Source organism: Massilia rhizosphaerae (genome assembly GCF_016093545.1).
Lineage (GTDB): Bacteria > Pseudomonadota > Gammaproteobacteria > Burkholderiales > Burkholderiaceae_D > Telluria > Telluria rhizosphaerae.
In genome coordinates this window covers 210,235-236,850 of sequence record NZ_JADKYX010000009.1, presented here as the reverse complement: position 1 = coordinate 236,850, position 26,616 = coordinate 210,235, and the positions used below count along the sequence as shown (strand labels likewise).

Sequence of the window (26,616 nt, the reverse complement as noted above, 5' to 3'; positions counted from 1 at the left end):
GGAGTTCCCGATGCGCCGCTACTGGTTGCTGTTTGCACAAACCGTCACGATCGCCCTCGGCGTCTACGTCGTGATCGCGGCGCTGCGGCCGGAGTGGGCGGGACGTGCGCCCACGCAGGTGGGCGTGGGCGGGCCGGGTCGTGCGGTGCCGGTGCTGCAGGCGCCCGGCGGCGGCCCGGCGCCGGCCAGCTACCGCGACGCGGCCGGCAGGGCCATGCCGGCCGTCGTCAACATCCTCACCAGTAAAGCGTTGCGCGAGACGCATCCGCTGCTGAAGGACCCGTTCTTCCGCAGGTTCTTCGGCGACAAGGCGCTGCCGCAGGAACAGATGGCCAGCCTGGGCTCGGGTGTGATCGTCAGCAAGGACGGCTATATCCTGACCAATTACCACGTCGTCGAAGGCGCCGACGAGATCGAGGTCGGCCTGGCCGACGGACGTAAATCCGCCGCCAGCATCGTCGGCACCGATCCGGAAACGGACCTGGCCGTGATCCGCATCAAGGCCGATAAATTGCCCGTGATCGTGCTGGGCGACCCCGAGCAGGCGCGCGTGGGCGACGTCGTGCTGGCGATCGGCAATCCGTTCGGCGTGGGCCAGACCGTCACGCTCGGCATCATCTCCGCGCTGGGCCGCAACAACTTGCACATTAACCATTTCGAGAATTTCATCCAGACGGACGCCGCCATCAATTTCGGCAACTCGGGCGGAGCGCTCGTCGATACGCGCGGCAATCTGCTGGGCATCAATTCGGCCATCTATTCGCAGACGGGCGGCTCGGTCGGCATCGGCTTCGCGATTCCCGTGTCGACGGCGAAGACCGTGCTCGACGCCATCATCAAGCATGGCCAGGTCGTGCGCGGCTGGATCGGCGTCGAATCGCAGGACATCACGCCGGAACTGGCCGACAGCTTCGGCCTCGCGCGCGACCGCGGCGCCATCATCGCCGGCGTCGTGCGCGGCGGCCCGGCCGACCGCGCCGGCATGCGTCCCGGCGACATCCTGCTTGCCGTGCAAGGCAAAAAAGTGAGCAATACCAACGACATGATGAACCTCATCGCGGACCTGCCGCCCGGCGACAAGGCCCGGATGACGGTGATGCGCAAGAACCGCGAGACGACGATCGCCGTGACCGTCGGCCGTCGTCCGCGCCAGACCCCCTGATGATCGGACCCTTCATGCACCTGCGCGATCTCACGCAATTCCTTTCCGAACTCAAAGAGAACAACACCCGGCCCTGGTTCGTCATGAACAAGCCCCGTTACGACATCCTCCGGATCGAATTCCTGGAAGTGCTGACGGCGCTCATCAAGGAGGTCGGCCGGTTCGACAAGCAGGTCGTCGCCTGCGACCCCAAGAAGGCCATGTTCCGCTTCCAGCGCGACACCCGTTTTTCGCACGACAAGACGCCGTATAAAACGCATTTCTCGGCCGGCATCGCTCCCGGCAACAAGCGCCGCCCCAGCGAAGGCGGCGGGCCGACGTATTACTTCCACATCGAAGCGGACGGCACGCTGCTGTACGGTGCCGGCGAATACCTGCCGCCGGCGGCGCGCCTGAAGGCGATCCGCGAGCACGTCGTCAACGATGCGACAGGGTTCGCCAAAATGTTGAAGAATAAACATCTGCGCGAGACGTATGGCGACCTGCAGCCGGAAGACAAGCTGCAACGCCCGCCCAAGGGCTTCGATCCGAACCATCCGCTGGTCGAATACCTGAAGCTCAAGAGTTATTTCGTCTGGAACGAAGAGAAGCTGGACATCAACGCCCCTGACAAGCTCGTGCCGCGGCTCGCGCAGGGATTCAAGGACGCCACCGCGCTGGTCAACTGGCTGCGCGGGGTGCCGCAGACATTCGAAGAGTAAGGGAGTTACACATGGCGTTGCACCACGCAGTTTCGGGCGAGCGGATCGCACTCCAGCGGGGCGAAGACGACATCGCGAATTTCACGTCGATCGCATTGATCAAGACGGATCACATGGAATTGATCCGGCTCGTGATACCCAAGGAAAAACCCCTGCCGGAACATTGGGTCGAAGGCGAGATGACCTTGCTGTGCCTGGAGGGCGAGATCGCGTTCCAGGCCCACGGCCGCACGACGATCCTGCGGCCGAATGAGATGGTCTACCTGGCCGGCGGCGAGCCGCACTCGGTCCAGGCCAACGAGGATGCGGTCGCGTTGCTGACCATTTTGCTGCATCCCGGCGATAACTCGGGTGGGCCGACAGGCAATCAACCTCCGGCCTGATCTCGGAAACGTTCCGGTGGGCACGGGGTGCCCACCCTACGTCAATCGATACGTAGGGTGGGCTCCCCGAGCCCACCATGCATCGTGCGAACGTATCAGGCCAGCTCATCGCGCGGATCGCGCGCCAACAACCTGCCCACCATATCGCTGGCGGAATCGCCATCGAACAGCACGCCGGCCACCGCATTGGTGATCGGCATGTCGACGCCCAGCCTTGCCGCCAGTTCGCGCACGGCCTTGGCGCAGGGCACGCCTTCGGCCACGTGACCGAGTTCGCGGACGATGGTGTCGAGCGGCTTGCCCTGGGCCAGCGCCAGGCCCACGCGGCGGTTGCGCGACAAATCGCCCGTGCATGTCAGGATCAGGTCGCCCATCCCCGTCAGCCCCATGAAGGTGCCCGCATGGCCGCCCAGCGCCGTGCCGAGGCGGGTGATTTCCGCGAGGCCGCGCGTGATCAGCGCGGCGCGCGCATTCAGTCCAAGGCCCAGGCCGTCGGCCGTGCCGGTGGCGATGGCGAGGATGTTCTTGACGGCGCCGCCCACTTCCACGCCGACCAGGTCATCGCAGGAATACACGCGGATATTGCCGCCATGTACGAGAGAAACGACTCTTTCGCGCAGCGTCCGGTCGGTCGAGGCCACCGTCAACGCGCACGGCAGGCCGCGCGCGACTTCCTGGGCGAACGACGGCCCGGACAGCGCGGCGCCCGGCACGGCATCGCCCAGCACCTCGCGCACGACCTGGTGCGGCAGCAGGCCGGTTTCGTATTCGAAACCCTTGCACAGCCAGACGATGTTCGGAATGGCGCGGCCCTTGAGCTGCTGGAGCAGCGGGCGCAGTCCGGCCACCGGGCAGGCCGCGATCAGCAGCGGTTCCGTTCCGGGCTGGGACGCAGCCTCGCCTACGCGCATGTCGACGACATGGGCGACGGCCGCATCGAAGTCGGACGTGACGTTCAGGCCGTCCGGCAGCGGAAAGCCGGGGAGGTAATGGGTGTTCTCGCGCGCGGCGGCGACTTGCGCCATCTGCGCGGGATTGCGTCCCCACATCAGGACGTCGTGATGCGCGGCGAGCGCGATCGCCACCGCCGTGCCCCAGGCGCCGGCACCGAGGACGGTGATCTTTTGAGGTGGTTTCGGTTCGTGCATGGGCATGAAAGAGGGGCTAGAGGCCCCAGATGTCGGATGCTTTGACGTAGCCGCCGATGCCGTCGCGGTGGCGCACGCGCACCCAGTTGCCGGCTTGCGGATCGACGAGTTCGAGGAGGACGTTCTTTTCGGCGATCATCACGACGGGCGCATTGTCCTCGGGCGCGGAACGCACCTTGGCGAACGCGGCGCGCACGATGACGTTGCGCCTGGCCGACAGGTTCTTCGCTTCGGTCCAGGCCATATCGCCCGTGACGTCGCGCACCTTGACCCAGTCGCCATAGCTGAGGACGACCTCGACCGGCATGCCGCTGGGCGCAATGAACAGCTTGCCGCTGCGGGTGGACGGGGCTTCGTACAGGATGGCGGCATGCGCGCCGATCGACTTGAAATCGAACGCGGCGGCCGCGCACGAGGCCAGCAGCAGCATGCTGCCTGCGATGAGTCGATGGCGGAAACGGATGGGGCGCATGTGGGCCTTTGGATACGGTACACGCTGGGCCGGGCTGGAGCGACCGGCAGTGAAGCGTGTCGGCAAAAGCGCGTCAGTGAAACGAGGCGCCCGGCCCGCCCGGGACGGGCGGCGCGGGACGCCCGGGATATTACTGGTTACCGGCCGGCGTGCCTGCTGCGGCAGCCTGCTCGGCCAGCGCCTGGCGACGCTGCTGGTAGAACACTTCGAAGTTGATCTCGGCCAGGTGGACCGGCGGGAAACCGGCACGGGTGATCACGTCGGCGATGTTGCTACGCAGGTAAGGATAGATGATGTTCGGGCAGCCGATGCCCAGCAGCGGATCCATTTGGTCGGCCGGGATGTTGCGGGCTTCGAAGATGCCTGCCTGCTTGCCTTCGACGAGGAATGCGACTTTATCCTTGACCTTGGCGGTCACGGTGATGGTGACGGTCGATTCGTAGATGCCTTCGGCGATGCCTTCGGCGCCGACGTCCAGCGAGACCTCGATGGTCGGGGCTTCCTGCTCCAGGAAGATCGCCGGGGAATTCGGTTGTTCCAGCGACAGATCCTTCAGGTAGATACGCTGGATTTGGAATACGGGTTGCAGGTTTTCGTCAGCCATGGAACGCTTTCGTTTAATTTTTTGAAAAGAACGGCATCGCCTGCCATTCGAGGTGCTTGACTTGTCAAGGTGCCAGCCATTGTATCAAAACCAATTCGGTTTCAATAGTTGCCGGACCTTGACAACCCCACTGGATCAGGCTGCGCCGCCCTTGAGCAGTGGATCCAGGCGGCCCGCCTGGTCGAGCGCGTACAGGTCGTCGAAGCCGCCCACGTGGGTGTCGCCCACATAAATTTGCGGCACGGTGCGGCGGCCCGTGCGCTGCATCATGACGGCACGCTGCTCCGGATCAAGGTCGACGCGGATGCGCTCGATGTCGGTCACGCCCTTGGCTTCCAGCAAGCGCTCGGCGCGCACGCAATAGGGGCAGCTGGCGGTGTGATAGAGGACAACATGGGCTGTCATGGCAGAATCCTTTCAAATTATTTGATCAGGGGCAGGCCGGCAGCCGTCCAGGCCGCGATGCCGCCTTCCAGGCCATAGATGTCTTCGAATCCTGCCGCTTTCAACAGGCGCGCCGCTTTAGCGGCGTGTTTGCCGTCCTGATCGACGACAATGATGGTCTTGACCTTCGACTTGTCCAGCTCGCCGGTACGATTGCCCAAGTCTGCCAGCGGAATGTGTTTCGCGTCGCGCAGGTGCCCGTTAGCAAATGCGTCGGTGCCGCGCACGTCGATCACGGCGGTGGATTTGCCGCGGTTGATCATCTGGGTGGCCTGCAGCGGCGAGGCTTGCCGGCCGCGCGGCGCCAGCGACATCCACAGCAGGGCGCCCCCCGACAGGACGGCGATCGCAACAGTGATGAAATGGTCGATGATGAATTTCACGAAGGTTCCGTTGGTTGAACTGAATCATCGCATTATAAAATAGAAGTCGGATCGGTATTTCCTGCTCACTTTTTTCTATAAAGCACCTATGTACAAAATCGTATTCATGCGCCACGGCGAGTCCACCTGGAACCTCGAGAACCGTTTCACCGGCTGGACCGATGTCGACCTGACCGAAAAAGGCATCAACGAGGCCAAGCTGGCCGGCCGTCTGCTGAAGGAAGCCGGCTTCACCTTCGACCTGGCCTATACCTCGGTCCTGAAACGTGCGATCCGCACGCTGTGGCTGGCCATGGACGAGATGGACATGATGTGGCTGCCGGTCAAGAACGACTGGCGCCTGAACGAGCGTCACTACGGCGCCCTGCAAGGCCTGGACAAGGGCGAGACCGCCGCCAAGTTCGGCGACGAGCAGGTGCTGGTCTGGCGCCGCAGCTACGACACGCCGCCGCCGGCGCTGGAAGCGGACGATCCGCGCACGTCGTTCAACGATCCGCGCTACGCCGGCCTGGACAAGGCGCAGATCCCCCTGACCGAATGCCTGAAGGACACCGTCGCCCGCGTGATGCCGGCCTGGGACGAAGAAATCGCCCCGGCCATCCGCGCCGGCAAGCAGATCCTGATCTCGGCCCACGGCAACAGCCTGCGCGCGCTGATCAAGATGCTGGACAACATCAGCGACAAGGACATCGTCGGCCTGAACATCCCGAACGGCACCCCGCTCGTGTATGAACTGGACGCGGACCTGAAGCCGATCCGCCACTACTACCTGGGCGACCAGGACGCGATCGCGGCCGCCATGGCTGCCGTGGCCAACCAAGGGAAGGCGAAGTAAGTCTTGCTGTCCTTCTTGAAGTCGACGTCCGCGGGCCTGTCCGTCCGCGGCAAGCTGCTATGTGGCCTGCTGGCCTGTGCGTTCGCCATCGGCGGCGCGCAGGCGGCGCCGCGCCAGACCGCGCGCAGCAAGCAGAAGGCCGCCGCCGAGGCGGCGCGCGCCGGCATCCAGCAAAAGCTCAGTGCGCTCAAGAAGGACATCAGCCGCACCGAGAGCCAAAAGGAAGACGCGGCCGACGAGCTGGCCGAATCGGAAGAAGCGATCTCCGACGCCAACCGCTCGCTGCGCGAACTGGCCGACGAGCAGGCCGCCACCAATACCAAGCTCGCGGATCTCGCGGCCGAGGAAGCGCGTCTCGGCGATACCATCGCGGCCCAGAAGCGCCAACTGGCCAAGTTGTTGCGCGAACACTATGTTGCCGGTAACGAGGACCGCATCAAGCTGTTGCTGTCGGGCGACAATCCGAACCGTATCAACCGCGACCTGCAGATGATGGCCTATGTGTCGCAGGCGCAAGCCAAATTATTGAATTCCCTGCGCGCGAACCTGGCGGCCGTCGAGGCGAATCACGCCCAGACGCAGAACGCCAAGGACGAGCTGGAAGAAATTGCACAGGAGCAGACGGCCCAGAAGACGCTGCTCGAAAAAGAGAAGGGCAAGCGCGCCAGCTTGCTGGCAAATCTGTCGAGCAAGCTGACGGACCAGCGCAAGCAGGCGAGCCGGCTGGAGCAGGACGAGCAGCGCATGACGGGCCTCGTCGACCGCCTGACGCGCCTGATCCGCGAACAGGAAATCGCGGCCGCCGCCGAGCGCAAGCGCCAGCAGGCCCTCGCCGCCGCACGCGCGAAAGCGGCCGCCGAGGCGAGAGAGCGGGCGCTGGCGCGGGCCAAGGCGCGGCGGGAGGAGCGCGAACGCCTGGCGCGCGAGGCCGCCAGGACGGGCAAGCCCGTCAAGCCGCTGCCCGAGCCGAAGCCGGAGCCGGAAGAGACGCGCGTGGCCGAGGAGGCGCCGCAAACGACCGAAGCGCCGCAGCGCAGCGCCGACACCGCACTGGCCGCCGACCTGCCGAGCGGCGCCTTCGAAAGCCTGCGCGGCCGCATGCCGGCGCCGATCGCCGGCAAGGTCGTCGCGCGCTTCGGCGCCAAGCGCGGCGACGGCCCGACGTGGCGCGGCATGTTCATCAAGGCGCCGGAAGGGACTGACGTGCACGCCGTCGCGGCCGGCCGCGTCGTGTTCGCCGACTGGATGCGCGGCTACGGTAATTTGATCATCATCAACCACGGCGGCGAATATCTGTCGATCTACGGCAACAACCAGACGCTGGTGAAACGTGCCGGCGACGCCGTCAAGCCTGGCGACGTCATCGCCAGTGCGGGCAACACCGGCGGTAACGAGGAATCGGGGCTATACTTTGAGCTCAGGCATCTCGGAAAAGCGTTCGATCCATCGGGCTGGATCAGGTTCTAATTTCCGGAAGCACAATCCAGGAACAAGCATGGGCAAGAAACTCAAGAACCTCGGTCTGATCGGCCTCGGCATGGTGGCCGGGGTGGCCGCCTCGGTCCAGTACTCGGCGCTGGCGCAAAAGGGCGGCGACGCCCCGCTTCCGCTCGACGAGCTGCGCCAGCTGGCCGACGTGTACGCCCTGATCAAGAGCGATTATGTCGAGAAGGTCGACGATAAAAAGCTGTTGTCGGACGCCATCGCCGGCATGGTGAATTCGCTCGATCCGCACTCGATGTACCTGGACCAGAAGGATTTCGCCGAGATGCGCGAAGAGGTGCAGGGCCGCTTCGTCGGCCTCGGCATCGAGATCGCGATGGAAGACGGCTACGTCAAGATCGTCTCTCCCATCGACGATTCGCCCGCCTACCGCGCCGGCATCAAGGCCGGCGACCTGATCACCCGCATCGACAACGTGCCCGTGAAAGGCCTGTCGCTGGACGACGCCATCAAGCGCATGCGCGGCGAGCCGCACAGCAAGGTGATGCTGACCATCGCCCGCCGCGGCGCCGACGCGCCTTGGGTCGTGCCCGTCGAGCGCGAGGAAATCCACGTGGCCAGCGTCAAGGCGAAGATGATCGAGCCCGGCTATGCCTGGCTGCGCATCAACCAGTTCCAGGAAGAGACCCTCGACGAAGTCGCCGGCAAGCTGAAGGGCCTGTACGCCCGCAACCCGAACATCAAGGGGCTCGTGCTGGACCTGCGCAACGATCCGGGCGGCCTGCTGCCGAGCGCGATCGGCGTGTCCGCCGCGTTCCTGCCGGCGAACGACGTGATCGTGTCGACGAAGGGCCAGCTGGCCGAGTCGAACACCACGTTCTACGGCCGGCGCGAATTCTATGCCGTCAAGCCGGGCGCCGATCCGCTCGCCAAGCTGCCGGCCGCCCTGAAAACCGTGCCGATGGTGGTGCTGGTCAATACGGGCTCGGCATCGGCGTCGGAAATCGTCGCAGGTGCCCTGCAGGATTACAAGCGCGCCATCGTGATGGGCAGCCAGACGTTCGGCAAGGGCTCCGTGCAGACCTTGCGCCAGCTGACGCCCGACACGGCCGTCAAGCTGACGACGGCGCGCTACTACACGCCGAAAGGCCGTTCGATCCAGGCGCTGGGCATCGTGCCCGACATCAAGGTCGACGAAACGCCGGAAGGCGACGGCCTGAACGCCGTGCGCGTGCGCGAAGCCGACCTCGATCACCACCTGACGAACGAGTCGGCCGGCAGCAAGAGCGCCAGCGCGAAGCCGCGCCGCGACGAGCTCGAGGAAGAGCAGTTCACGGCGGCCGCGATGAAGCATGCCAAGCCGGTCGAATTCGGCGGCAAGGACGATTTCCAGCTGGCGCAGGCGCTCAATCACTTCAAGGGCATCAAGGTGGAACTGGCCAAGGAGGATGCGGACGAGGACAAGCCGGCGCCGGTCACGGAGCCGAAACCGCCCCTGCCGAAGAAATGATGGCCGCCGCGACGATGGAAACGGGCTGGCGATGAACGACCAGCAACTGCTGCGCTATTCGCGCCATATCCTGCTCGACGAAATCGGCATCGAAGGCCAGGAACGCCTCCTGCGCGCGCGCGTGCTCGTGATCGGCGCCGGCGGCCTCGGCTCGCCGGCCGCGCTGTATCTCGCCGCGGGCGGCGTGGGCCGCCTGACCCTCGTCGACGACGACACCGTCGACCTGACGAACCTGCAGCGCCAGGTGATGCACACGACGGCGCGCGTGGGTCAATCCAAGGTCGAGTCCGGCCGCGAGGCCCTGCATCAGATCAATCCCGACGTCGAGGTCGTCGCCTTGCGCGAACGCGCGAATGCCGCGCGTTTAGGGGAACTCGTGCGCGCGGCCGATGTCGTACTCGACTGCAGCGACAACTTCGCCACCCGTCATGCCGTCAACCGCGCCTGCGTGGCCGCCGGCGTCCCGCTCGTCGCGGGCGCCGCGATCCGTTTCGACGGCCAGATCTCGGTGTACGACGTGCGCGACCCCGCCTCTCCCTGCTATGCCTGCCTGTTCCCGGAGGACGGCAAGTTCGAGGAGGTGGCGTGCAGCACCATGGGCGTGTTCGCGCCGCTGGTCGGCATCATCGGCGCCATGCAGGCGGCCGAGGCCTTGAAGCTGCTGGCCGGGAGCGGCCGTTCGCTGGCCGGCCGGCTGCAGATGCTGGACGGACGCGGCATGGAGTGGACGGAGATCGGCGTGGCGCGCAACCCGTGCTGCCCCGTTTGCGCGGAACGCCCTGGCGTAGAATGAGCCGCCGGCGCCCGGCCTGTCGTGCGGCTGGAGTCAACCGAAGATGCCAATCGGTGTCGTGTATCTTACAATTGGAAAATTTTCCGAACGGGTTGGAAGATTTTCCAACCGCGTTTTTACGTCATCCGGTCCCGTTCGGCCTTATACTGCTTTTTCGACCATATCCATCACATCTATGCAGAACTTCAAGCATCGTTTCGCACGGCAGCGCCGCCAGGGCGGTTTCACCCTCGTCGAAATCATGGTCGTCGTGGTCATCATCGGCATCCTGGGCGCCCTCGTCGTGCCCAAGCTGCTGGGCCGCACCGGCGAGTCGCGCGTGACCGCGGCCCGCGTCGACATCGCCACCCTGATGTCCGCGCTCAAGCTGTACAAGCTCGACAACCAGCGCTATCCGACCACCGAGCAGGGCCTGCAAGCCCTCGTCCAGAAGCCGACCAGCGGCCCGGCCGCCAACGGCTGGAAGGAAGGCGGCTATCTCGAGAAGCTGCCCAAGGACCCGTGGGGCAATCCTTACCAGTACCTGTCGCCCGGCCTGCACGGCGGCGAGGTCGACGTGTACTCACTGGGCGCGGACGGCCAGCCGGGCGGCACCGGCGAGGATGCCGACATCGGCTCGTGGGACAACAAATAACGCCGACATTCCGATGACCACGCGCGCGCGGGGCCTGCCGCGCCGGCCCGGTTCGCCGGCCCGCGGCGGCGGCTTCACCCTGGTGGAGATCATGGTCGTGATGGTCATCATCGGCATCACGCTCGGACTCGCGAGCCTCAACGCCATTCCGAGTCCGCGCCAGGACCTGCAGAAGGAGGCGCAGCGTATCGCGCTGCTGCTGCAGCTGGCGCGCGACGAGGCCATCGTGCGCAACCGCCTCGTCGCCTTCGAGGCCACGCCCGAGCGCTACCACTTCCTCGTGCGCACCGAAACGCGCTGGCAGCCGATCACGAACGACGACCTGCTGCGCGAGCGCGACTTCAAGAACCCTCCGGTGAACCTGCTCCTGGACCCGATCAGCGCGGGCACCGTCAATCCGCTGCGCATCACGTTCGGCAGGGAGCCGGTCGACAAGCCGTTCGTGCTCACGCTGGCCAGCGGCAACGACCACGTCGCCATCCGCGCCGACGGCGTCGGACACTTCACGGTGGAATGAACAGGCCGATGATGAACAGCATGCGCATGCGATCTTCGACCCGGCACCGCGGCTTCACGCTGCTGGAAGTGCTCGTGGCGCTCGTCATCGTGGGCACGGCGCTGGGCGCGGGCCTGCGCGCCGTCGGCAGCCTGACGGCCAACAGCGCCGACCTGCGTGCCTCGATGATGGCGACGTGGTCGGCCGAGAACCGGCTCGTGCAGATCCGCCTCGGCAAGGAATTTCCGGAGATCGGCAAGCACGGCTTCGACTGCCCGCAGGGCGACCTGCACCTCGTGTGCCAGGAAGAAGTCATCGCCAGCCCGAACCCGCGCCTGCGCCGCGTCGAGGTCTCCGTGTTCAACATCGAAAACCCCAACCGGCGTATCGTCAAGCTGGTGCAACTGGTGTTGAAACCGTGGCGATGACGACTTCCTTCCGGCCGCGCGGCTTCACCCTCGTGGAGCTGCTGGTGGCGATCAGCATCCTGGCCATCGTGGCCGTGCTCGGCTGGCGCGGGTTGGACAGCATCGTGCGTGCGCGCAAGGCCCTCACCCAGCAGATGGAGACGACGCGCGGCATGCAGCTGGCCTTCGCCCAGATGCAGAGCGATTGCGAGCACATCGCCCAGCGCGACGTGGTCGACCAGCGGCCCTATCTCCTCATCGGCGCCGACCGCTTTACGCTCGTGCGCGAAGTGTTCACGGAAAACCAGCCGTCGCGGCTGCAGGTGGTGGCCTACCGCATCGTCAACGGCACGCTGATCCGGCGCGAGTCGCCGCCGACGCGCGACCTGGTCCAGCTCGACGCGCTGTGGCAGGCCGTCACCAGCGATGCCGATGCCAACCCGGCCGTGGCCCTGCAGACCGGCGTGACGGGCATGCAGGTCGCGACCTGGCTCAATAATGCGTGGCGTCAGGGCGGCGTCGATCCCGGCGCGAATGCCGCGGGCACGGCGCAGGCCGCGATCGCGCCCGCGCCGCTGCAGCAGTCCGACCAGGCGCAACCGCAGCAGCCGACCAACGAACCGACCGGCATGCAAGTGGCGTTGCAGGCCCAGGGCCTGCAGGCACCGATGGTCAAATCCTTCCTGCTGGGGGAACCATGAGATTGCGGCACCAGCCCTGGCGCGAACGCGGCGTGGCCGTGATCACGGCGCTGCTCCTCACCACGCTGGCCATCTCCATCGTCGCCAGCCTGTTCTGGCAACAGCAGGTGCAGGTACGTTCGATGGAAAACCAGCGCCTGCACCTGCAGACCAAGTGGATCCTGCGCGGCGCGCTCGACTGGGCGACATTGGTCCTGTTCCAGGACGGCATCGATCACCGCCAATACACGTCGCTCGACCAGGTGTGGGCGACGCCGCTGGCGGAAACGCGTCTCGACCAATACGTGGAGCGCCAGCGCGTCGAAGGCGAAACGTTCGATGCCAGCCTGTCCGGCAACATTACCGACGCATGCTCGCGTTACAATCTGCGCAACCTGGGGATAAGCAAGGGGCATCCGAACGAGGTGGCAGTCGAAGTGTTCGAGCGCCTGCTGCGCAACCTGCAACTGGACCAGGGACTTGCGCGGCGCGTGGCGGCGTTCGTGGCAGCCGGGCTGCCGCCGGGCGCGGCGCCGCCGGATGGCGATCAGGCGACGCAGCCGCAGGCCACGCCCGTGATCGGGGCGCCGGTAAAGATACTGGAAGTGGAAGACCTGTTGGCGGTGCCGGGCGTGACGCCGGCCATCGTCGAGCGCCTACGGCCGTTCGTGACGGTGTTGCCGGACCCGGCGCCGGTCAACGTGAACACGGCACCGGCGGAAGTGCTGGCGGCCCTGGTGCCGCACATGTCGGTGTCGGAAGCGAACACGCTGATCGTGCGCCGCAAGCAGGCGGCGTGGCGCGGCAAGAACTATTTTTCGTCCGAGGTGAACAGCGACAACGGCCGCCCGCTTACGGATGAAACGTATGATGTGAAAAGCGAATGGTTCCTGGTCGACACGCGCATCCGCCTGGACCGCGCGGCGCTGGATGCGCAGGCGCTGATCCACCGCTCTGGAACGCTGGTCGCGGGCGGCGGGCCGAAGGTCGAGTGGATCCGCCAGTATTGAATTGACGTTTAACGGAAGTCTCGAGGGATAGCGCAGGGCATGTTAAAACGACCAACAAGAGATCGAGAAAGCGAGACAGTTTGAGTACACTTTATATCCGGCACCCTGCGCGCGCCGAAGGTGAACATGCGTTGTGCCGCTTCGCCCTCGTTACCGATGGCGGCGCGATCGACCAGCATGGCGAAGGTTCGCTGCGCAACCTGGGCGACCTGGTCGGCACGAGCCGCCGCATCGTGCTGCTGCTGGCCGCGGCCGACGTCACCCTGCTGTCGGTGCAGGCGCCGCCGCTGTCCGGCGCGCGCCTGAAGGCCGCGCTGCCTGGCCTGGTCGAAGAACACATCCTCGGCGACCCCCTCGACACCGTGCTCGTGGCCGCGCCCGAGCAGCCCGACGGCACGCGGCCGATCGCCGTCGTCGAGCGCGACTGGCTGGAAGCCATCGTGAAAAGCCTGCTGGTCCAGGGCGCGCGCGCTGTCACCGCCGTGCCCGCGCAACTGTGCCTGCCTTTGCAGCCGGGCAGCGTCGCGGCCGCCATTTCCGGTGTCGAGCTGACCTTGCGCCAAAGCCTGTTCCAGGGCTTCGGCCTCGCGCTCGACGCCACCCCGTCCGTCGTGCTGCAGACGGCGCGCGCGTTCAGCGGCGACGCGCCGCTCGTGCTGTACGTGCCGCCCGCCCAGCTGGGCGAATACCAGGCATTGGCGCAGGATGCCGGCCCCGGCATCCTGCTCGAAGCCGACGACTGGACGCACTGGATCGCCGGCTCCAAGACCACCGCGCTGGACCTCGTGAGCGGCCTGGGCGCGGCCGGCAGCCCGACGCGCGACTGGCGCCGCTGGCGCTGGCCGATCGCACTCGCCGCGCTGGCCGTCGCCGTCAACCTGATCGGCCTGAACGTCGACTGGCTGCGCCTGCGCCGCGAGGCCACCACGATCCGCCAGTCGATGATGCAGACCTTCCGCAACGTCTATCCGCGCGAGACGACGATTCTCGATCCGGTGCTGCAGATGCGCCAGAACATCGCCCGCGCGCGCGCCAACACGGGCGACGTGGCACCCGACGAATTCACGTATCTCGCCTCGGCGCTCGGCGAAGCGACGCGCTCGCTTGGTCGCCCGGTTGGAATTACGTCAATCGAGTACCACGAACGCGCGTTGACCGTCAAAGTCAAACCGGAAACGGTCGACCCCGGTTTGACCGCGCAGTTGCGCACGGCCCTGGCCACGCGTCGGCTCACGCTGGAAGAAGCGGCGCCGGGCAACTGGGTCATCCGCAGCACGGGAGCCAAATCATGAGCATCGTCACCACCATTGCCCAGTACCGCGAGCGCGCCACGGCGCTCTGGCTCGCGCGCACCGAGCAGGAGCGCCGTTTCCTGGCGGTCGGCGGCGCCGTCGTGCTGGCCGCGCTGCTCTATCTGCTGCTGGTCGATCCGGCCATCGAAGGGCGCGCCCAACTGCGCCGCCAGTTGCCGCAGTTGCACAAGCAGGCCGCCGAACTGCAGGCCATGGCCCAGGAAGCGACCACGCTGGCGCAGGCGCCCGAGGTTCACGTCGTGCCGCTCACGCGCGAAGCCGTCAGCAGCAGCCTGTCGGGGCGCGGCCTGAATCCGGAATCGCTGTCGATCAACGGCGAGTACATCAAGCTGCAACTGAATAACGCATCGTTCGCCAACCTGGCCACGTGGCTGGACGAGCAGCGCCGCGCCAATCGCTTGCTGGTGCAGGACGCCACCGTCACCGCACTGCCCGCCGCCGGCCAGGTCGACGCCAGCCTGACGCTGCGCCAGAACACCGGCAGCGGCCAATGAAGCGCGCGTTCGCCTGGATCGCGCTGCCGACGCTGGCCGTGATCGTCACCGTGCTGGCATGCCTGCCGGCCGCCTGGATTGGCCCGATGGTCGAACGCCAGACCGGCGGTCGTTTGACTCTGGGGGATGCGCAGGGTACGCTTTGGCGCGGCTCAGCCTTTGTCGGTGGCGCGCCGGGCGAGGGCGGCGCCGTCACGCCGCTGCTGCCCGGACGCTTTACCTGGCGCCTGTCGCCGCTGGTGCTGTTCGGCGACGTCAGCATGGACCTCGCCAACGACCGGGCGCTGGCGCAGCCGGTGCACGTCAGCGGCAGCTGGTCGCAATGGCAGGTCAGCGCCGGCCAGCTGCTGTTGCCGGCCGAAGGCCTGGCCGGGTTGGGCGCGCCCCTGAACACCCTCGCGCTCTCGGGCACGATCAAGCTGTCGTGGAATTTGCTGGACATCGTTCGTCAGGGCAATACGGTGGCGGTGAGCGGACACACGGTGCTTTCGCTGACCGACATGGGATCGCGTATGAGCCCGATCAAACCGCTCGGCAGCTACGAGATGGACATGGACTGGCACGGTCAGCGGGCCGACGTGGTGCTGCGTACGGTGAGCGGCGCGCTCTTGCTGTCTGGTAATGGAGCATTAGAAAATGGTCGCCTGCACTTCTCGGGACAGGCAGCGGCGGCCGACAAGTACGAAGACACGCTGGGCAACCTGCTCAACCTGCTGGGGCAACGGCGTATGGTGAACGGCAAGAACATAATCGCGTTAGAGTTCAGATGATGAAAACAAACCACCCAGTTGGCTACCGCAGCACCAAGCAACCCCCGGCCGTGCGCCGCATCGTGGCCGCGGCCATGGTGTGCTGCCTCGTCGGCACCAGCGTCCCGGCCGTGCCCGCCTTCGCCCAGAACGGCGGCGCGGCGCTCAACTTCGTCAACGCCGACATGGAATCCGTGATCAAGGCGATCGGCCATTACACGGGGACGACCTTCATCATCGACCCGCGCGTCAAGGGCACATTGACCCTGGTATCGGAAAAGACGCTGACCAAGGCCCAGGCATTCGCCCTGCTGACCTCGGCGCTGCGCCTGCAGGGATATGCCGTCGTCATGGGCGACGGCTATGCCAAGGTCGTGCCGGAGGCGGAAGCGAAGCTGCAATCGTCGCCCACGCAGGTCGGCATCGGCGGCTCCAGGGCCAAGGGTGACCAGATCGCCACGCAGGTCTATCGCCTGCAGCACGAGTCGGCCGCCAACCTGACGGCCGTGCTGCGTCCGCTGATCTCGCCGAACAACTCGATCATGGCCGATCCGGGCAACAACAGCCTCGTGATCACGGATTACGCCGACAACCTGCGCCGCCTGTCGAAGATCATCGCCGCGCTCGACGCGCCGGCCACGGGCGACCTCGATGTGGTCCCGATCCGCAACGGCATCGCCAGCGACGTCGCCACGCTCGTCACGCGCCTGATGGAGCCGGCCGCCGGCGGCGATGCCGGCCGCGTCACCGTGCTGGCCGATCCGCGCACCAATTCCGTCATCGTGCGCGCGCCGACCCCGGCCCGCGCGAACATGGCGAAGAACCTGATCGCCAAGCTGGACCAGCCGACGGCGGAACTCGGCAACATCCACGTGGTCTACCTCAAGAACGCCGATGCCAGCAAGGTCGCGCAGACGCTGCGTGCGGTCGTCTCGCAGGATGCGTCGGCCGTGCCGGTGCAGCAGCAGGGCACGTCGGGCGGCTCGATCCAGTCCACCGCCACCGGCGGCACCGGCGCCGGCGGGCTGGGCGGCCAGCAAGGCCAGCAGAGCAGTGTCGGCATGGGCGGCACGGGCGGTACCTTCGCGCAGCAGGGCCAGGCGACGGCCGGCGGCGCCGGCGGCGGCCAGGGTTCGGGCTTCATCCAGGCCGATGCGTCGACCAACAGCCTCATCATCACGGCGCCGGACGCCGTGTACCGCAACCTGCGCGCCGTCATCGACCAGCTCGACGTGCGCCGCGCCCAGGTCTATATCGAGGCGCTGGTGGTCGAGGTCACGTCGAACGACGCGTCCGAGTTCGGCGTGCAGTGGGTGGGCCTGACCGGCAACAAAAACAGCGCCTACCGCGCGGGTGGCCTGCAGTCGTTCAACCTGGGCGGCAGCAGCAACAACATCGTCAACCTGGCGCTGGCCGCGGCGACGGGCATCAGCGGCTCGGCCGGCGGCGCCGCCACCGGCGCCGCCGGCATTCCGAACCCGACCGGCCTGTCGATCGGCCTGTTCAAGCAGGTGAACGGCGAGCTGGGCCTGGGTGCGATCGCGCATGCCCTTGAAAGTACGGGACACGCCAACATCTTGTCCACACCGACCATGATCACGTTGGACAACGAGCTCGCGACGATCAAGGTCGGCCAGAACATTCCGATCATCACCGGCTCGTTCACGACGGGCGCGAGCGGGGCGAGCAACCCGTTCCAGACGGTCGACCGCAAGGACGTGGGCCTGCTGCTGAAGGTGCGCCCGCAGATTTCGGAAGGCGGTACCATCAAGCTGTCGATCTACCATGAGAATTCGGGCATCGACACTTCCGTCAGCTCGGCGTCGGGCATCGTGACCACCGTGCGCGCGATCGAGAGCAATGTGTTGGCCGACAATGGCCAGATCATCGTGCTGGGCGGCCTGATCTCGGACGACGAAGCCGAGAACAACGAAAAGACGCGCGGACTGGGCGACATTCCGATCATCGGCAATCTGTTCAAATACCGCACGCGGACCCGGACCAAGCGCAACCTGATGGTGTTCCTGCGCCCGGTCGTCGTGCGCAGCAAGGAGCAGAACGACAGCATCTCGATGGACCGCTACGAATACATGCACGCCGCCGGCGAGATGGCGCAGCCGGTCGACGACACGGTGCTGCTGAAGAACGTCGGCGCGCCGCTGCTACCCAAGCTGACCAACGGCCAGCCGCCCGCGGGCGGCGCGATGGCCGCGATGCCGCCGCCGGCGCCCGTCACCGCGCGTCCCGGCGCCGCCACCGGGCCGGGCACGAGCCAGCCGAAGCCGCCGGCCGCACCGAGCGTGCCGGAGTTCCGTCCGGTGCAGCCCGCGCAGCCCGAATACCGGCCGGCGACACCGGCCCAACAGAACTGACAGACGATGAATAACTTGTTGCCCTTCGCGTTCGCCCGTGATTACGGCGTGCTGGCGCGTTCCAACGGCGACCCGGCCCAAGCCGTCGAAGTGCTGGTCTCGAACGCGACCAAGCCCGCGGCGATCGCCGAGGTCTCGCGCCGCTTCGGGCGCATCACGCTGCGGCGAATGGAACGCGCCGAACTGGAATCGGCCATCGCCGCCGCCTACCAGTCTGCCGGCGGCGACGCGTCGCAGGTCGCGGACGAGTTCGACGCCGACCTCGATCTCACCAAGCTGCTGCAGGACGTGCCCGCGATCGAGGACTTGCTGGAGTCGTCCGACGACGCGCCGGTGATCCGCATGATCAACGCGCTGCTGACGCAATCGCTGCGCGAAGGCGCGTCGGACATCCACATCGAACCGTTCGAGCAGACGTCCGTCGTGCGTTTCCGCATCGACGGCGCGCTGCGCGACATCGTGCGGCCGCGCAAGGCCATCCACGCGTCGCTGATCTCGCGTATCAAGATCATGTCCCAGCTCGACATCGCGGAAAAACGCCTGCCCCAGGACGGCCGCATCACGCTGCGCATCGGCGGCAAGCCCGTCGACGTGCGCGTGTCGACCCTGCCGACGGGCCACGGCGAGCGCGCCGTGCTGCGTCTGCTCGACAAGGAAGCGGGCCGGCTCGACCTGAGCCACCTGGGCATGAGCGGGCAGATGCTGCCGCAGTTCGACAAGCTGATCAATCAACCGCACGGCATCGTCCTCGTCACGGGCCCGACCGGTTCCGGCAAGACGACGACCCTGTACGCGTCGCTGTCGCGCCTGAATTCGAGCACCACCAACATCATGACGGTGGAAGACCCGATCGAATACGACCTGCCCGGCATCGGCCAGACGCAGGTCAATGCCCGCATCGACATGACCTTCGGTAAGGCCCTGCGCGCGATCCTGCGCCAGGACCCGGACGTCATCATGATCGGCGAGATCCGCGACCTCGAAACGGCCCAGATCGCCGTGCAGGCGTCGCTGACGGGCCACCTCGTGCTGGCGACCTTGCACACGAACGACGCCGCCGCGGCCGTGACCCGCCTGCTGGACATGGGCATCGAACCGTTCCTGCTGTCGTCGTCGCTGCTGGGCGTGATGGCGCAGCGTCTCGTGCGCAAGCTGTGCCCCCATTGCAAGCGCCAGGAAGGCGGGCAGTGGGTGGCGGTCGGCTGCGAGCGCTGCGGCCACACGGGCTTCCACGGCCGGGTCGGCGTGTACGAATTGCTGGAGACGAACGAGCAGATCCGTTCGCAGATCCACAACCAGGCTGCCGAGGCCGAAATCCGCGACACCGCGCTGAAATGCGGCATGAAGACCATGCGCGACGACGGCGAACGGTGGGTGCGCGAAGGCATCACGACGGAAGCCGAACTGGTCCGCGTGACCAAGGCGGATTGATCGATGCCAGCCTTCCGCTACGAAGCCGTCGACGCCGGTGGCGTCACCCGCAAGGGCGTCCTGAACGCCGACAGCCCCCGTGCCGCGCGCGCCGACCTGCGCCTGCAGGGATTGACGCCGCTGACCGTGGAAGCCATCGCGGCCCAGGTCGACGAAAGCGGGGCGGCGCGCGCGCGCGGCTTCGGCGAGCGCCTGTCCCAGGTCGAACTCGCCCTGTTCACGCGCCAGCTCGCCAGCCTGCTGGAAGCCGGCCTGCCGCTCGAGCAAGCGTTCACGGCGCTGCTGGAACAGGCCGAGCGCGCGTACGTGCGCGACCTGATCGCGTCGATCCGCTCCGAAGTGATGGGCGGCGCGTCGTTCTCCAGCGCGCTGGCGCGCCATCCGCGCGACTTCGCCGAGATCTACCGCGCCCTCGTCGCGTCCGGCGAACAGATCGGCCAGTTGTCGCGCGTGCTGTCGCGCCTGGCCGACTACATCGAACGCCGCAATGCCCTCGTGCAGCGGGTGCGGCTGGCCTTCACGTATCCGGCCATCGTCACGGTCGTCGCGTTCGCGATCGTGATCTTCCTGCTGACGTATGTCGTGCCGCAGATCGTCTCGGTGTTCGCGAACACCAAGCAGAAGCTGCCGTTCCTGACGATCCTCATGCTCGGCGTGTCGAACTTTACGCGCGCTTACGGGATCTATGTTGCGCTGGTCGTCATCGCGGCCTGGTTCGCGTGGCGCCGCGCGCTGCAGAACCCGACGCTCAAGCACGCCTGGCATACGTGGCTGTTGAACGCGCCCGTGTACGGCAAGTTCGAGCGCAGCCTGAACACGACCCGCTTCGCCAGCACTCTGGCGATCACGACCGGCTCGGGCGTGCCCATCCTGCGCGCGCTCGAAACGAGCCGCGACACGTTGTCGAACGTGGCGATGAAGGACCTGGTGGAGCAGGCGACGGGCAGCGTGCGCGAAGGCGTCAGCCTGGCGCGCGCACTGTCGGCGCAAAAGCTGTTTCCGCCGATGCTGGTGCACATGATCCGCGCGGGCGAGATCACGGGCGAGTTGCCGGCCATGCTCGAACGGGCGTCGAATTCGCAGCAGGCCGAGCTCGAGCGGCGCACGCTGACCATCGCCGGCCTGCTGGAACCGGTGCTGATCCTGGCCATGGGTCTCGTCGTGCTCTTGATCGTGCTGGCCGTGCTGATGCCGATCATTGAAATCAACCAGTTGGTGCAGTGACAAGGAAACTGATGAACAAACGCTTGCCCTTACTCCTGAGCCTGCTGGGCGTGATCCTGCTGGCGGCGTCGCTCGCGTACTGGATCCTGCAACTGTATCAACCGCCGCAGCGTCCGCTCGCGGCGGTGCCGCAGACCGGTCAGCCCGATCCGGCCATCGATGCCGCCGCAACGCTGTTCGGTGGCCAGCCGGTGGCGAGCGCGGCCAATTACCAGTTGACGGGCGTGGTGGCGGACGGGAACAGCAGCGTGGCGATCATCGTCGCCGAAGGCTCGCCGCCGAAAGCGCTGAAGGTGGGCAAGGAACTGGCGCCGGGCGTCACGCTGGCGGAAGTCCACCCCCATTATGTGATGCTGTCCGATGGCGGCGTGATGAAGCGCGTCGACCTGGCCACGGATACGAAGCCCGCGGCACCGATGAACGGCCCGGGCGCCGCCCCGCCGGGTGCGCAACAGCCGAATGCCCAGCCGAACTTCCCGCAGCCCCAGCCGATCACGGTCGCACCGGCCGTGCAGCCGACGCAGGTGAATGAAGCGGCCGTGCCGGAACCGCCGATGGCGCCGGGTGCCGTCCAGCCCCAGCCCCAGCCGTCGATGACGAATCCGGGCGACGTCGGCGCGCACGACAATCCGCCGCCCGCGAATCCGAACCCGATCAATGGAACGCCGAACCAGGTCCCGATGCCGCCGCAGACGCGCGGCACCGAGAATCCGGCCGGACAGCCGAATACGCAGTGAGCGGCGCTCGGCGTTTTAACGCCTGAGCGCGGTGAACGCGGAAAATTCCCACGAACGAAATCCCACCAGCAACGTAAAACCGTCGCGCTCCTGCGGGGGCAGCCGGCGGTCGTTGCGATGCATGCGCGCCAGTTCGCCGGCCAACTGGTGGATTTTTTCCGCCAGCTCGGCGGCGCTTGCCAACGACAGGCGCGCGGGCAGGCACATCAACGTTTCGCCGGCACCGTCGAAGCGGCCCGTGAAATAATCCTCGACGACGTGCGTGCGGAAGAAGCGCTGCACGGGCCCGTCCGGCAGCCAGCGGAAGGCGTTCGAGACCCGCAGCGTGTAGCGGTTCAGCGGCTTCAGTTCGATCACGCCGAGCCGGTCGAGCTCCACGAGCAGGCCGATGCATTCCGGTTCGGTCAAACGATAGGTCTCGACCACTTGCTCCAGGCTCCAATGCCCCAGGCAACAGATCGCGACGAGCAGCAGGCGCGGATTGGCCACGAGGGCCGTTTCCTGGACGAGGGTCAGCGTGTCGGCCTGGGGGCGCGCATCGGCGGCGCGTCGCAGCACGTCTTCCATGGCGATGCCGGCCGCCTGGCAGATCTGGGCCAGGCGCGACAGGGTCATGTCCTTCTGGCCGAACATGCGCTTGATGCTCGATTCGCTCATCGCGATGCGGTCGGCCAGCATCTTGTAGGTGATCCCGGCCGCGCGCAGTTCCGCGCGCAGCACGTCCAGCAACATGTCGGGGGAGCTCATGGGGGGCCGTTTCAGTGTTTTCGTTCGTCAACTCGACGCTAACGAATGTACAGAAGAAGGCAGGCCAGTTCAAGAAATGTCGAGTCCAGCAAGGGGCCATCGCCCGCGCGGGAGCGGGACCGCTTGTTGGGTCCGGTTAGCGTCCTGATGCGAATCAAAACATGCCGGCGCGCTCAGTCCTCGTCCGGCTCCAGCTTGACCTTTTTGAGCGCACGCTTGGCGGCCAGCCGTTCGCTGGCCGTGGTCTTCGCGTGCGAGCCGGCCGCGCGCGCCTTGGCGAAGCCGGCGAACGGGTTGCGGGGTTTGAGCGGCGGCGACGGCTCGATGCGCAGCCGCATTTTCTGCCGGGTTGCCAGGGCCTTGTTCGCCATCGCCGCCGCCTTTGCGCCGCGTTACAGCACGTAGCGCGACAGGTCTTCGTTGACCGCCAGCGCGTCCAGGCGCTCGTTGACGTAGGCCGCGTCGATGACGAGGGTCTGTCCGGACTTGTCGGTGGCCGAGTACGAGATCTCTTCCAGCAGCTTTTCCATCACCGTGTACAGGCGGCGCGCGCCGATGTTCTCGGTGCGCTCGTTGACGGAATACGCGATCTCCGCCAGGCGGTGGATGCCGTCGCCGGAGAATTCCAGCTGCACGCCTTCCGTCGCCAGCAGGGCTTCGTACTGCTTGGTCAAACTAGCGTCGGTCGAGGTCAGGATGCTCTTGAAATCGTCGATCGACAGCGATTCGAGTTCGACGCGGATCGGGAAGCGGCCCTGCAGCTCGGGGATCAGGTCCGACGGCTTGGACAGGTGGAACGCGCCCGAGGCGATGAACAGGATGTGGTCCGTCTTGATCATGCCGTATTTCGTGTTGACCGTCGTGCCTTCGACGAGCGGCAGCAGGTCGCGTTGCACGCCCGCGCGCGAGACGTCGGCGCCGCCGTGTTCCGAACGCGACGCGATCTTGTCGACCTCGTCCAGGAACACGATGCCGTTCTGCTCGACGTTGGCGATCGCCTTCTGCTTCATCTCGTCTTCGTTGATGAGCTTGGCGGCTTCCTCGTCGACGAGCAGCTTCATCGCCTCCTTCACCTTCATCTTGCGGGGCTTCTTGCGCCCGGCCCCGACGCCGGCGAACATCGACTTGATCTGTTCCGTCATTTCTTCCATGCCCGGCGGCGCCATGATTTCCATCTGGGGCGCGGACTCGGCCACGTCGATCTCGACTTCCTTGTCGTCCAGGGCGCCTTCGCGCAGGCGCTTGCGGAAGGTCTGGCGCGTGGCGTCGCCGCCGTCCTTGCTGTCGTTGCTGACGTTGAAGCCGAAGTCGCGCGCCGGCGGCACGAGGATGTCGATGATGCGGTCCTCGGCCGCGTCCTCCGCGCGCTGGCGCACCTTCTTCATTTCGCTGGCGCGGGTCTGCTTGATGCCGATGTCGATCAGGTCGCGGATGATGGTGTCGACGTCGCGGCCGACATAGCCGACCTCGGTGAACTTGGTCGCTTCGACCTTGATGAACGGCGCGTCGGCCAGCTTGGCCAGGCGGCGCGCGATCTCGGTCTTGCCGACGCCGGTCGGGCCGATCATGAGGATGTTTTTCGGGGTGATCTCGTGGCGCAGCGGTTCCTCGACCTGCTGGCGGCGCCAGCGGTTGCGCAGCGCGATCGATACGGCGCGCTTGGCCTTGCCTTGGCCGACGACGTGTTTGTCGAGTTCCGAGACGATTTCGGACGGAGTCATGTTCATAGTTGTGCTCATGAATGCTTGCTTGCGGGAGAGGCCGTTATTCCAGCGTCTCGATGATGTGCGACATATTCGTGTAGATGCACAGTTCGCCCGCGATGGTCAGCGCTTTCTTGACCACGTCGGCCGGGGCGAGATCCGTGTTTTCCTGCAAGGCCTTGGCGGCCGACTGGGCGTAGATGCCGCCCGAGCCGATCGCGCCGATGCCGTCTTCCGGTTCGAGCACGTCGCCGTTGCCGGTGATGATCAGGGTCTTTTCGCGGTCGGCCACCAGCAGCATCGCTTCCAGGCGGCGCAGCACGCGGTCGGTGCGCCAGTCCTTGGCCAGTTCGACCGAGGCGCGCAGCAGATTGCCCTGGTGTTTTTCCAGTTTCGCTTCGAAGCGGTCGAGCAGGGTAAAGGCGTCGGCCGTGCCGCCGGCAAAGCCGCACAGCACCTTGTTCTGGTAGAGCTTGCGCACCTTGCGCGCGGAGCCCTTCATGACGACGTTGCCCAGGGTGACTTGTCCATCGCCGCCGAGCGCGACCTGGTTGCCGCGCCGTACGCTGACGATCGTCGTGCCGTGAAATTGTTCCATATTTGCCTCGTGGTTGATCTGCCCACCGCAAGTGGGGATGTCAGACGAAATTGCAAGACTGGATCATATCTGAGCGTCAATTGATACCCGGCACACCTCCGGTGACGTCAATACTTGTGCGCGTACAGGCGCACCTGGTCGCCGATGCCAAGCAGGCGCAGCAGGACGGCGACGAGATGGTTCAGGTCGCGCAACACGACCTCGCGCCCGTCCTGCGCCAAGGTCCGCAACTGCACGGCGAGGGCGTTTGCGGCCGCATAATCGATGCGCGCGAGCCGGGAGCCGTCCAGCACGAGGGAGCCCGTCGCGTGGCCGGCGATGGCGGCCAGCAGCGCGGTGCTGTCGCCCCGGATCACGGCCGGCAGCAGGAAGCGGTCGCTGGCCGTCGCCGGGCCGGCGGCCGGATGCCGGACACCGTTCGCGACGCTGCGTTTCGGCGCCTCGAACGACGGCGGCGAGACTTCGAACGTGACGCAATAATCCATCGCGGTTTCTTCGAAATCCTTTTCGCGGTTCGTCAGCAGCAACAGTTCCAGCAACAGCAGCCAGGGGGCTTCCCCGGCGGCGCGGTCGCCGATGGCCAGCATGGGGCGCAACACGGCGACGAGGTGTTCGGCGCCCGCCAGCACCAGCTCGCGTTCCGCCTTGCGCAGGGCCTGCAGCGTGTCCAGCAGCAGCACGCAGCCCGCCGGCGTCACTTCGGTCACCGCCTGGAATTCGAGCCGCACGAGCGGGCTCGACGAGGCCGCCAGCGCGCGCGCGAGCTGCGCACGGGCATCGGCGCCGTCGTCCAGGCGGCCGGACAGGCTCGCGGTCGGGATCGCGCCGGAAAACTGCGTGTCCAGCGCGGAGCCGGCGAGGGTGCGTGGCGTCTGCGCAAACGGATGGTAGGTGGGCGGCGACGTTTCGAAATGGCTGGCGTAGTCGATCGCGATGCTCTCGAAATCGTGTTCCAGGCCCAGGATCTGGTACAGGTCGAACAGCATCCACCACGGCAGGCGTTCGCCCGCGCCGCCGCCCTGGTCGTGCACACTCGTGCGCAGGAGCAGGGCGGCGGCCTCGAGCTGGTCGTTGGCGTACAGGATCGCCGCTTCCTCGACGACGGGCGCGGTGGACGGGATGGCGGCCGCGTCCGGCAAGTCGTCCGGGCCCAGCAGGATATCCGTGTTCTGGTCGGCCTGGGGCGTACCGTCGGTACCGATGGCACCGGACGCCGCGGCAGCCGGAGGACGCCGGCTGCCGGCCCAGGCGTCGTCGTCGAAGATGGCGGACGTCATCTCCAGTTCGATCTCGTCGATCTTGGCGGCGGTGGCGCGGGCGATTTCACGCTGGCGTTCGCGTTCCGCCTCCGTATCGAGTGCCTGCCGCGTGACGGGACCCGCCGTGAGCGGACTATCGTGGCGGCGCGGGCGTGCGCCCGCACCCGCAAGCGGTGCGTCGCTTTTTTTCTTCAGGAAATCGAAGAGCCCCATCCCGTCCTTGTCTGCCGTCGTGTGCCGGTCGAGACATTAGCATGGCGGCGCGGATGATACCGTGCGCACGCCTGAGCTGCGTCAACCTAGCGGCGATCCCACTAGTGTATCCGATAGGAAATAATCCGTGCGCACGAAACCGTGCCCGGCAGATGGGCCCCAAAAGTAAAAAAGCATGCGGCGAGCGCATGCTTTTTCATGGGAGCGCACGGCGATCAGTCACCGTACAGTTTCTGCTTCAGCTCGCGGCGCTGCTGGGCTTCCAGCGACAGCGTCGCCGTCGGGCGGGCGATCAGGCGCGGGATACCGATCGGTTCGCCGGTTTCCTCGCACCAGCCGTACTCGCCGGACTCGATCGCGGCCAGCGATTGCTGAACCTTCTTGAGCAGCTTGCGCTCGCGGTCGCGGGTACGCAGCTCCAGCGCGTGTTCTTCCTCGATGGTGGCGCGGTCGGCCGGATCGGGAACGAGCACCGTTTCGCGCAGGTGTTCCGTCGTTTCGCCTGCGTTTTTCAGCAGTTCCTTTTCGAGCTCCTGCAGGCGGTTCTTGAAGAACGCCAGCTGGGCCGGGTTCATGTAGTCGTCGTCGCTCATGGCCCGAATTTCTTCTTCCGTCAGGAGGCGTTCTTCGGGCTGCGCAACGGGATTCGGTTTCGTTGTTTTAGTCATGAC

The 26,616-nt window shown here is 66.4% G+C and carries 30 protein-coding genes; 19 read left to right on the top strand and 11 right to left on the bottom strand.

What is annotated here, in order from left to right; all coding sequences use genetic code 11:
- The first annotated feature begins 10 nt into the window (after positions 1 to 10).
- The 3 genes from ISF28_RS15650 to ISF28_RS15640 are packed head-to-tail and all read left to right on the top strand — an operon-like array spanning position 11 to position 2,246.
- The gene (locus ISF28_RS15650; protein WP_198118087.1) at positions 11 to 1,162 is read left to right on the top strand and encodes a Do family serine endopeptidase; all 1,152 of its coding nucleotides are present in this window, start codon (positions 11 to 13) and stop codon (positions 1,160 to 1,162) included.
- 14 nt (positions 1,163 to 1,176) lie between these two features.
- Entirely contained in the window at positions 1,177 to 1,863 is a 687-nt protein-coding gene (locus ISF28_RS15645) for a DUF2461 domain-containing protein (RefSeq protein WP_198118112.1), read from the top strand.
- Positions 1,864 to 1,874: 11 nt separating this feature from the next.
- A complete protein-coding gene (locus ISF28_RS15640; protein WP_198118086.1) occupies positions 1,875 to 2,246 on the top strand; it encodes a cupin domain-containing protein in 372 nt (123 codons plus the stop codon).
- Positions 2,247 to 2,341: 95 nt separating this feature from the next.
- Here ISF28_RS15640 and ISF28_RS15635 read toward each other — a convergent pair whose 3' ends face one another.
- The 5 genes from ISF28_RS15635 to ISF28_RS15615 all read right to left on the bottom strand — a co-directional run bounded on the left by ISF28_RS15635 (position 2,342) and on the right by ISF28_RS15615 (position 5,297).
- Positions 2,342 to 3,400: an NAD(P)H-dependent glycerol-3-phosphate dehydrogenase gene (locus tag ISF28_RS15635; protein ID WP_370663442.1), complete on the bottom strand. Its 1,059-nt coding sequence runs from the start codon at positions 3,398 to 3,400 to the stop codon at positions 2,342 to 2,344.
- Between the two features lie 10 nt (positions 3,401 to 3,410).
- Entirely contained in the window at positions 3,411 to 3,866 is a 456-nt protein-coding gene (locus ISF28_RS15630; protein WP_229519111.1) for an SH3 domain-containing protein, read from the bottom strand.
- Between the two features lie 130 nt (positions 3,867 to 3,996).
- Positions 3,997 to 4,470 (bottom strand): protein-export chaperone SecB, encoded by a 474-nt coding sequence (gene secB, locus ISF28_RS15625; RefSeq protein WP_198118085.1) that lies wholly within the window; start codon positions 4,468 to 4,470, stop codon positions 3,997 to 3,999.
- A 135-nt stretch (positions 4,471 to 4,605) separates the two neighbouring features.
- A complete protein-coding gene (grxC, locus tag ISF28_RS15620) occupies positions 4,606 to 4,875 on the bottom strand; it encodes a glutaredoxin 3 (protein WP_198118084.1) in 270 nt (89 codons plus the stop codon).
- Positions 4,876 to 4,892: 17 nt separating this feature from the next.
- Positions 4,893 to 5,297 carry a rhodanese-like domain-containing protein gene (locus tag ISF28_RS15615; RefSeq protein ID WP_198118083.1) on the bottom strand — a complete coding sequence of 135 codons (405 nt, stop codon included), beginning with the start codon at positions 5,295 to 5,297 and terminating at the stop codon, positions 4,893 to 4,895.
- 88 nt (positions 5,298 to 5,385) lie between these two features.
- Between ISF28_RS15615 and gpmA the strand changes: the two genes are divergently transcribed.
- The 16 genes from gpmA (at position 5,386) to ISF28_RS15535 (ending at position 21,425) form a co-directional block, all read left to right on the top strand.
- Positions 5,386 to 6,132: a 2,3-diphosphoglycerate-dependent phosphoglycerate mutase gene (gene gpmA / locus ISF28_RS15610; RefSeq protein WP_198118082.1), complete on the top strand. Its 747-nt coding sequence runs from the start codon at positions 5,386 to 5,388 to the stop codon at positions 6,130 to 6,132.
- Positions 6,133 to 6,168: 36 nt separating this feature from the next.
- Positions 6,169 to 7,599: a murein hydrolase activator EnvC family protein gene (locus ISF28_RS15605; RefSeq protein ID WP_370663444.1), complete on the top strand. Its 1,431-nt coding sequence runs from the start codon at positions 6,169 to 6,171 to the stop codon at positions 7,597 to 7,599.
- Between the two features lie 28 nt (positions 7,600 to 7,627).
- Entirely contained in the window at positions 7,628 to 9,085 is a 1,458-nt protein-coding gene (locus tag ISF28_RS15600; protein WP_198118081.1) for a S41 family peptidase, read from the top strand.
- A 31-nt stretch (positions 9,086 to 9,116) separates the two neighbouring features.
- Positions 9,117 to 9,878: a HesA/MoeB/ThiF family protein gene (locus tag ISF28_RS15595; protein ID WP_198118080.1), complete on the top strand. Its 762-nt coding sequence runs from the start codon at positions 9,117 to 9,119 to the stop codon at positions 9,876 to 9,878.
- Positions 9,879 to 10,053: 175 nt separating this feature from the next.
- The gene (gspG, locus tag ISF28_RS15590) at positions 10,054 to 10,512 is read left to right on the top strand and encodes a type II secretion system major pseudopilin GspG (RefSeq protein ID WP_198118079.1); all 459 of its coding nucleotides are present in this window, start codon (positions 10,054 to 10,056) and stop codon (positions 10,510 to 10,512) included.
- A 13-nt stretch (positions 10,513 to 10,525) separates the two neighbouring features.
- Positions 10,526 to 11,029, top strand: coding sequence for a GspH/FimT family pseudopilin (locus tag ISF28_RS15585; protein WP_198118078.1), 504 nt, complete (start codon positions 10,526 to 10,528; stop codon positions 11,027 to 11,029).
- A gap of 20 nt (positions 11,030 to 11,049) precedes the next feature.
- Positions 11,050 to 11,436 (top strand): type II secretion system minor pseudopilin GspI, encoded by a 387-nt coding sequence (gene gspI, locus ISF28_RS15580; RefSeq protein WP_229519110.1) that lies wholly within the window; start codon positions 11,050 to 11,052, stop codon positions 11,434 to 11,436.
- Complete coding sequence (locus tag ISF28_RS15575; RefSeq protein WP_198118077.1) at positions 11,433 to 12,116, top strand: PulJ/GspJ family protein; 684 nt, start codon at positions 11,433 to 11,435, stop codon at positions 12,114 to 12,116. Before gspI ends, ISF28_RS15575 begins: the two co-directional genes overlap by 4 nt.
- Complete coding sequence (gspK, locus tag ISF28_RS15570) at positions 12,113 to 13,105, top strand: type II secretion system minor pseudopilin GspK (protein ID WP_198118076.1); 993 nt, start codon at positions 12,113 to 12,115, stop codon at positions 13,103 to 13,105. Before ISF28_RS15575 ends, gspK begins: the two co-directional genes overlap by 4 nt.
- Positions 13,106 to 13,185: 80 nt before the next feature.
- Positions 13,186 to 14,397 (top strand): type II secretion system protein GspL, encoded by a 1,212-nt coding sequence (gene gspL / locus ISF28_RS15565; RefSeq protein ID WP_198118075.1) that lies wholly within the window; start codon positions 13,186 to 13,188, stop codon positions 14,395 to 14,397.
- Positions 14,394 to 14,912 carry a type II secretion system protein M gene (locus tag ISF28_RS15560; protein ID WP_198118074.1) on the top strand — a complete coding sequence of 173 codons (519 nt, stop codon included), beginning with the start codon at positions 14,394 to 14,396 and terminating at the stop codon, positions 14,910 to 14,912. The genes gspL and ISF28_RS15560 overlap by 4 nt, the downstream gene beginning before the upstream one ends.
- Positions 14,909 to 15,682 carry a type II secretion system protein N gene (gspN, locus tag ISF28_RS15555; protein WP_198118073.1) on the top strand — a complete coding sequence of 258 codons (774 nt, stop codon included), beginning with the start codon at positions 14,909 to 14,911 and terminating at the stop codon, positions 15,680 to 15,682. Before ISF28_RS15560 ends, gspN begins: the two co-directional genes overlap by 4 nt.
- The gene (gspD, locus tag ISF28_RS15550) at positions 15,679 to 18,033 is read left to right on the top strand and encodes a type II secretion system secretin GspD (RefSeq protein ID WP_229519109.1); all 2,355 of its coding nucleotides are present in this window, start codon (positions 15,679 to 15,681) and stop codon (positions 18,031 to 18,033) included. The genes gspN and gspD overlap by 4 nt, the downstream gene beginning before the upstream one ends.
- A 6-nt stretch (positions 18,034 to 18,039) precedes the next feature.
- Positions 18,040 to 19,464 carry a type II secretion system ATPase GspE gene (gspE, locus tag ISF28_RS15545; RefSeq protein ID WP_198118072.1) on the top strand — a complete coding sequence of 475 codons (1,425 nt, stop codon included), beginning with the start codon at positions 18,040 to 18,042 and terminating at the stop codon, positions 19,462 to 19,464.
- Positions 19,465 to 19,467: 3 nt separating this feature from the next.
- The gene (gene gspF, locus ISF28_RS15540; RefSeq protein ID WP_198118071.1) at positions 19,468 to 20,688 is read left to right on the top strand and encodes a type II secretion system inner membrane protein GspF; all 1,221 of its coding nucleotides are present in this window, start codon (positions 19,468 to 19,470) and stop codon (positions 20,686 to 20,688) included.
- Positions 20,689 to 20,699: 11 nt separating this feature from the next.
- Positions 20,700 to 21,425: a type II secretion system protein N gene (locus tag ISF28_RS15535; RefSeq protein ID WP_198118070.1), complete on the top strand. Its 726-nt coding sequence runs from the start codon at positions 20,700 to 20,702 to the stop codon at positions 21,423 to 21,425.
- Between the two features lie 15 nt (positions 21,426 to 21,440).
- Here the strand turns inward: ISF28_RS15535 and ISF28_RS15530 are convergent, their stop codons facing one another.
- The 6 genes from ISF28_RS15530 to dksA all read right to left on the bottom strand — a co-directional run bounded on the left by ISF28_RS15530 (position 21,441) and on the right by dksA (position 26,613).
- Positions 21,441 to 22,172, bottom strand: coding sequence for a helix-turn-helix domain-containing protein (locus ISF28_RS15530; protein WP_198118069.1), 732 nt, complete (start codon positions 22,170 to 22,172; stop codon positions 21,441 to 21,443).
- A gap of 173 nt (positions 22,173 to 22,345) precedes the next feature.
- Positions 22,346 to 22,543: a hypothetical protein gene (locus ISF28_RS15525; RefSeq protein ID WP_198118068.1), complete on the bottom strand. Its 198-nt coding sequence runs from the start codon at positions 22,541 to 22,543 to the stop codon at positions 22,346 to 22,348.
- A 21-nt stretch (positions 22,544 to 22,564) separates the two neighbouring features.
- Positions 22,565 to 23,899, bottom strand: coding sequence for an ATP-dependent protease ATPase subunit HslU (gene hslU / locus ISF28_RS15520; protein ID WP_198118067.1), 1,335 nt, complete (start codon positions 23,897 to 23,899; stop codon positions 22,565 to 22,567).
- 37 nt (positions 23,900 to 23,936) lie between these two features.
- Positions 23,937 to 24,473 carry an ATP-dependent protease subunit HslV gene (gene hslV, locus ISF28_RS15515; RefSeq protein WP_036231052.1) on the bottom strand — a complete coding sequence of 179 codons (537 nt, stop codon included), beginning with the start codon at positions 24,471 to 24,473 and terminating at the stop codon, positions 23,937 to 23,939.
- Between the two features lie 107 nt (positions 24,474 to 24,580).
- Complete coding sequence (locus ISF28_RS15510; RefSeq protein ID WP_198118066.1) at positions 24,581 to 25,945, bottom strand: STAS domain-containing protein; 1,365 nt, start codon at positions 25,943 to 25,945, stop codon at positions 24,581 to 24,583.
- 215 nt (positions 25,946 to 26,160) lie between these two features.
- Positions 26,161 to 26,613, bottom strand: a complete 453-nt coding sequence (gene dksA, locus ISF28_RS15505; protein ID WP_198118065.1) for an RNA polymerase-binding protein DksA — start codon at positions 26,611 to 26,613, stop codon at positions 26,161 to 26,163.
- Positions 26,614 to 26,616 lie beyond the last annotated feature (3 nt).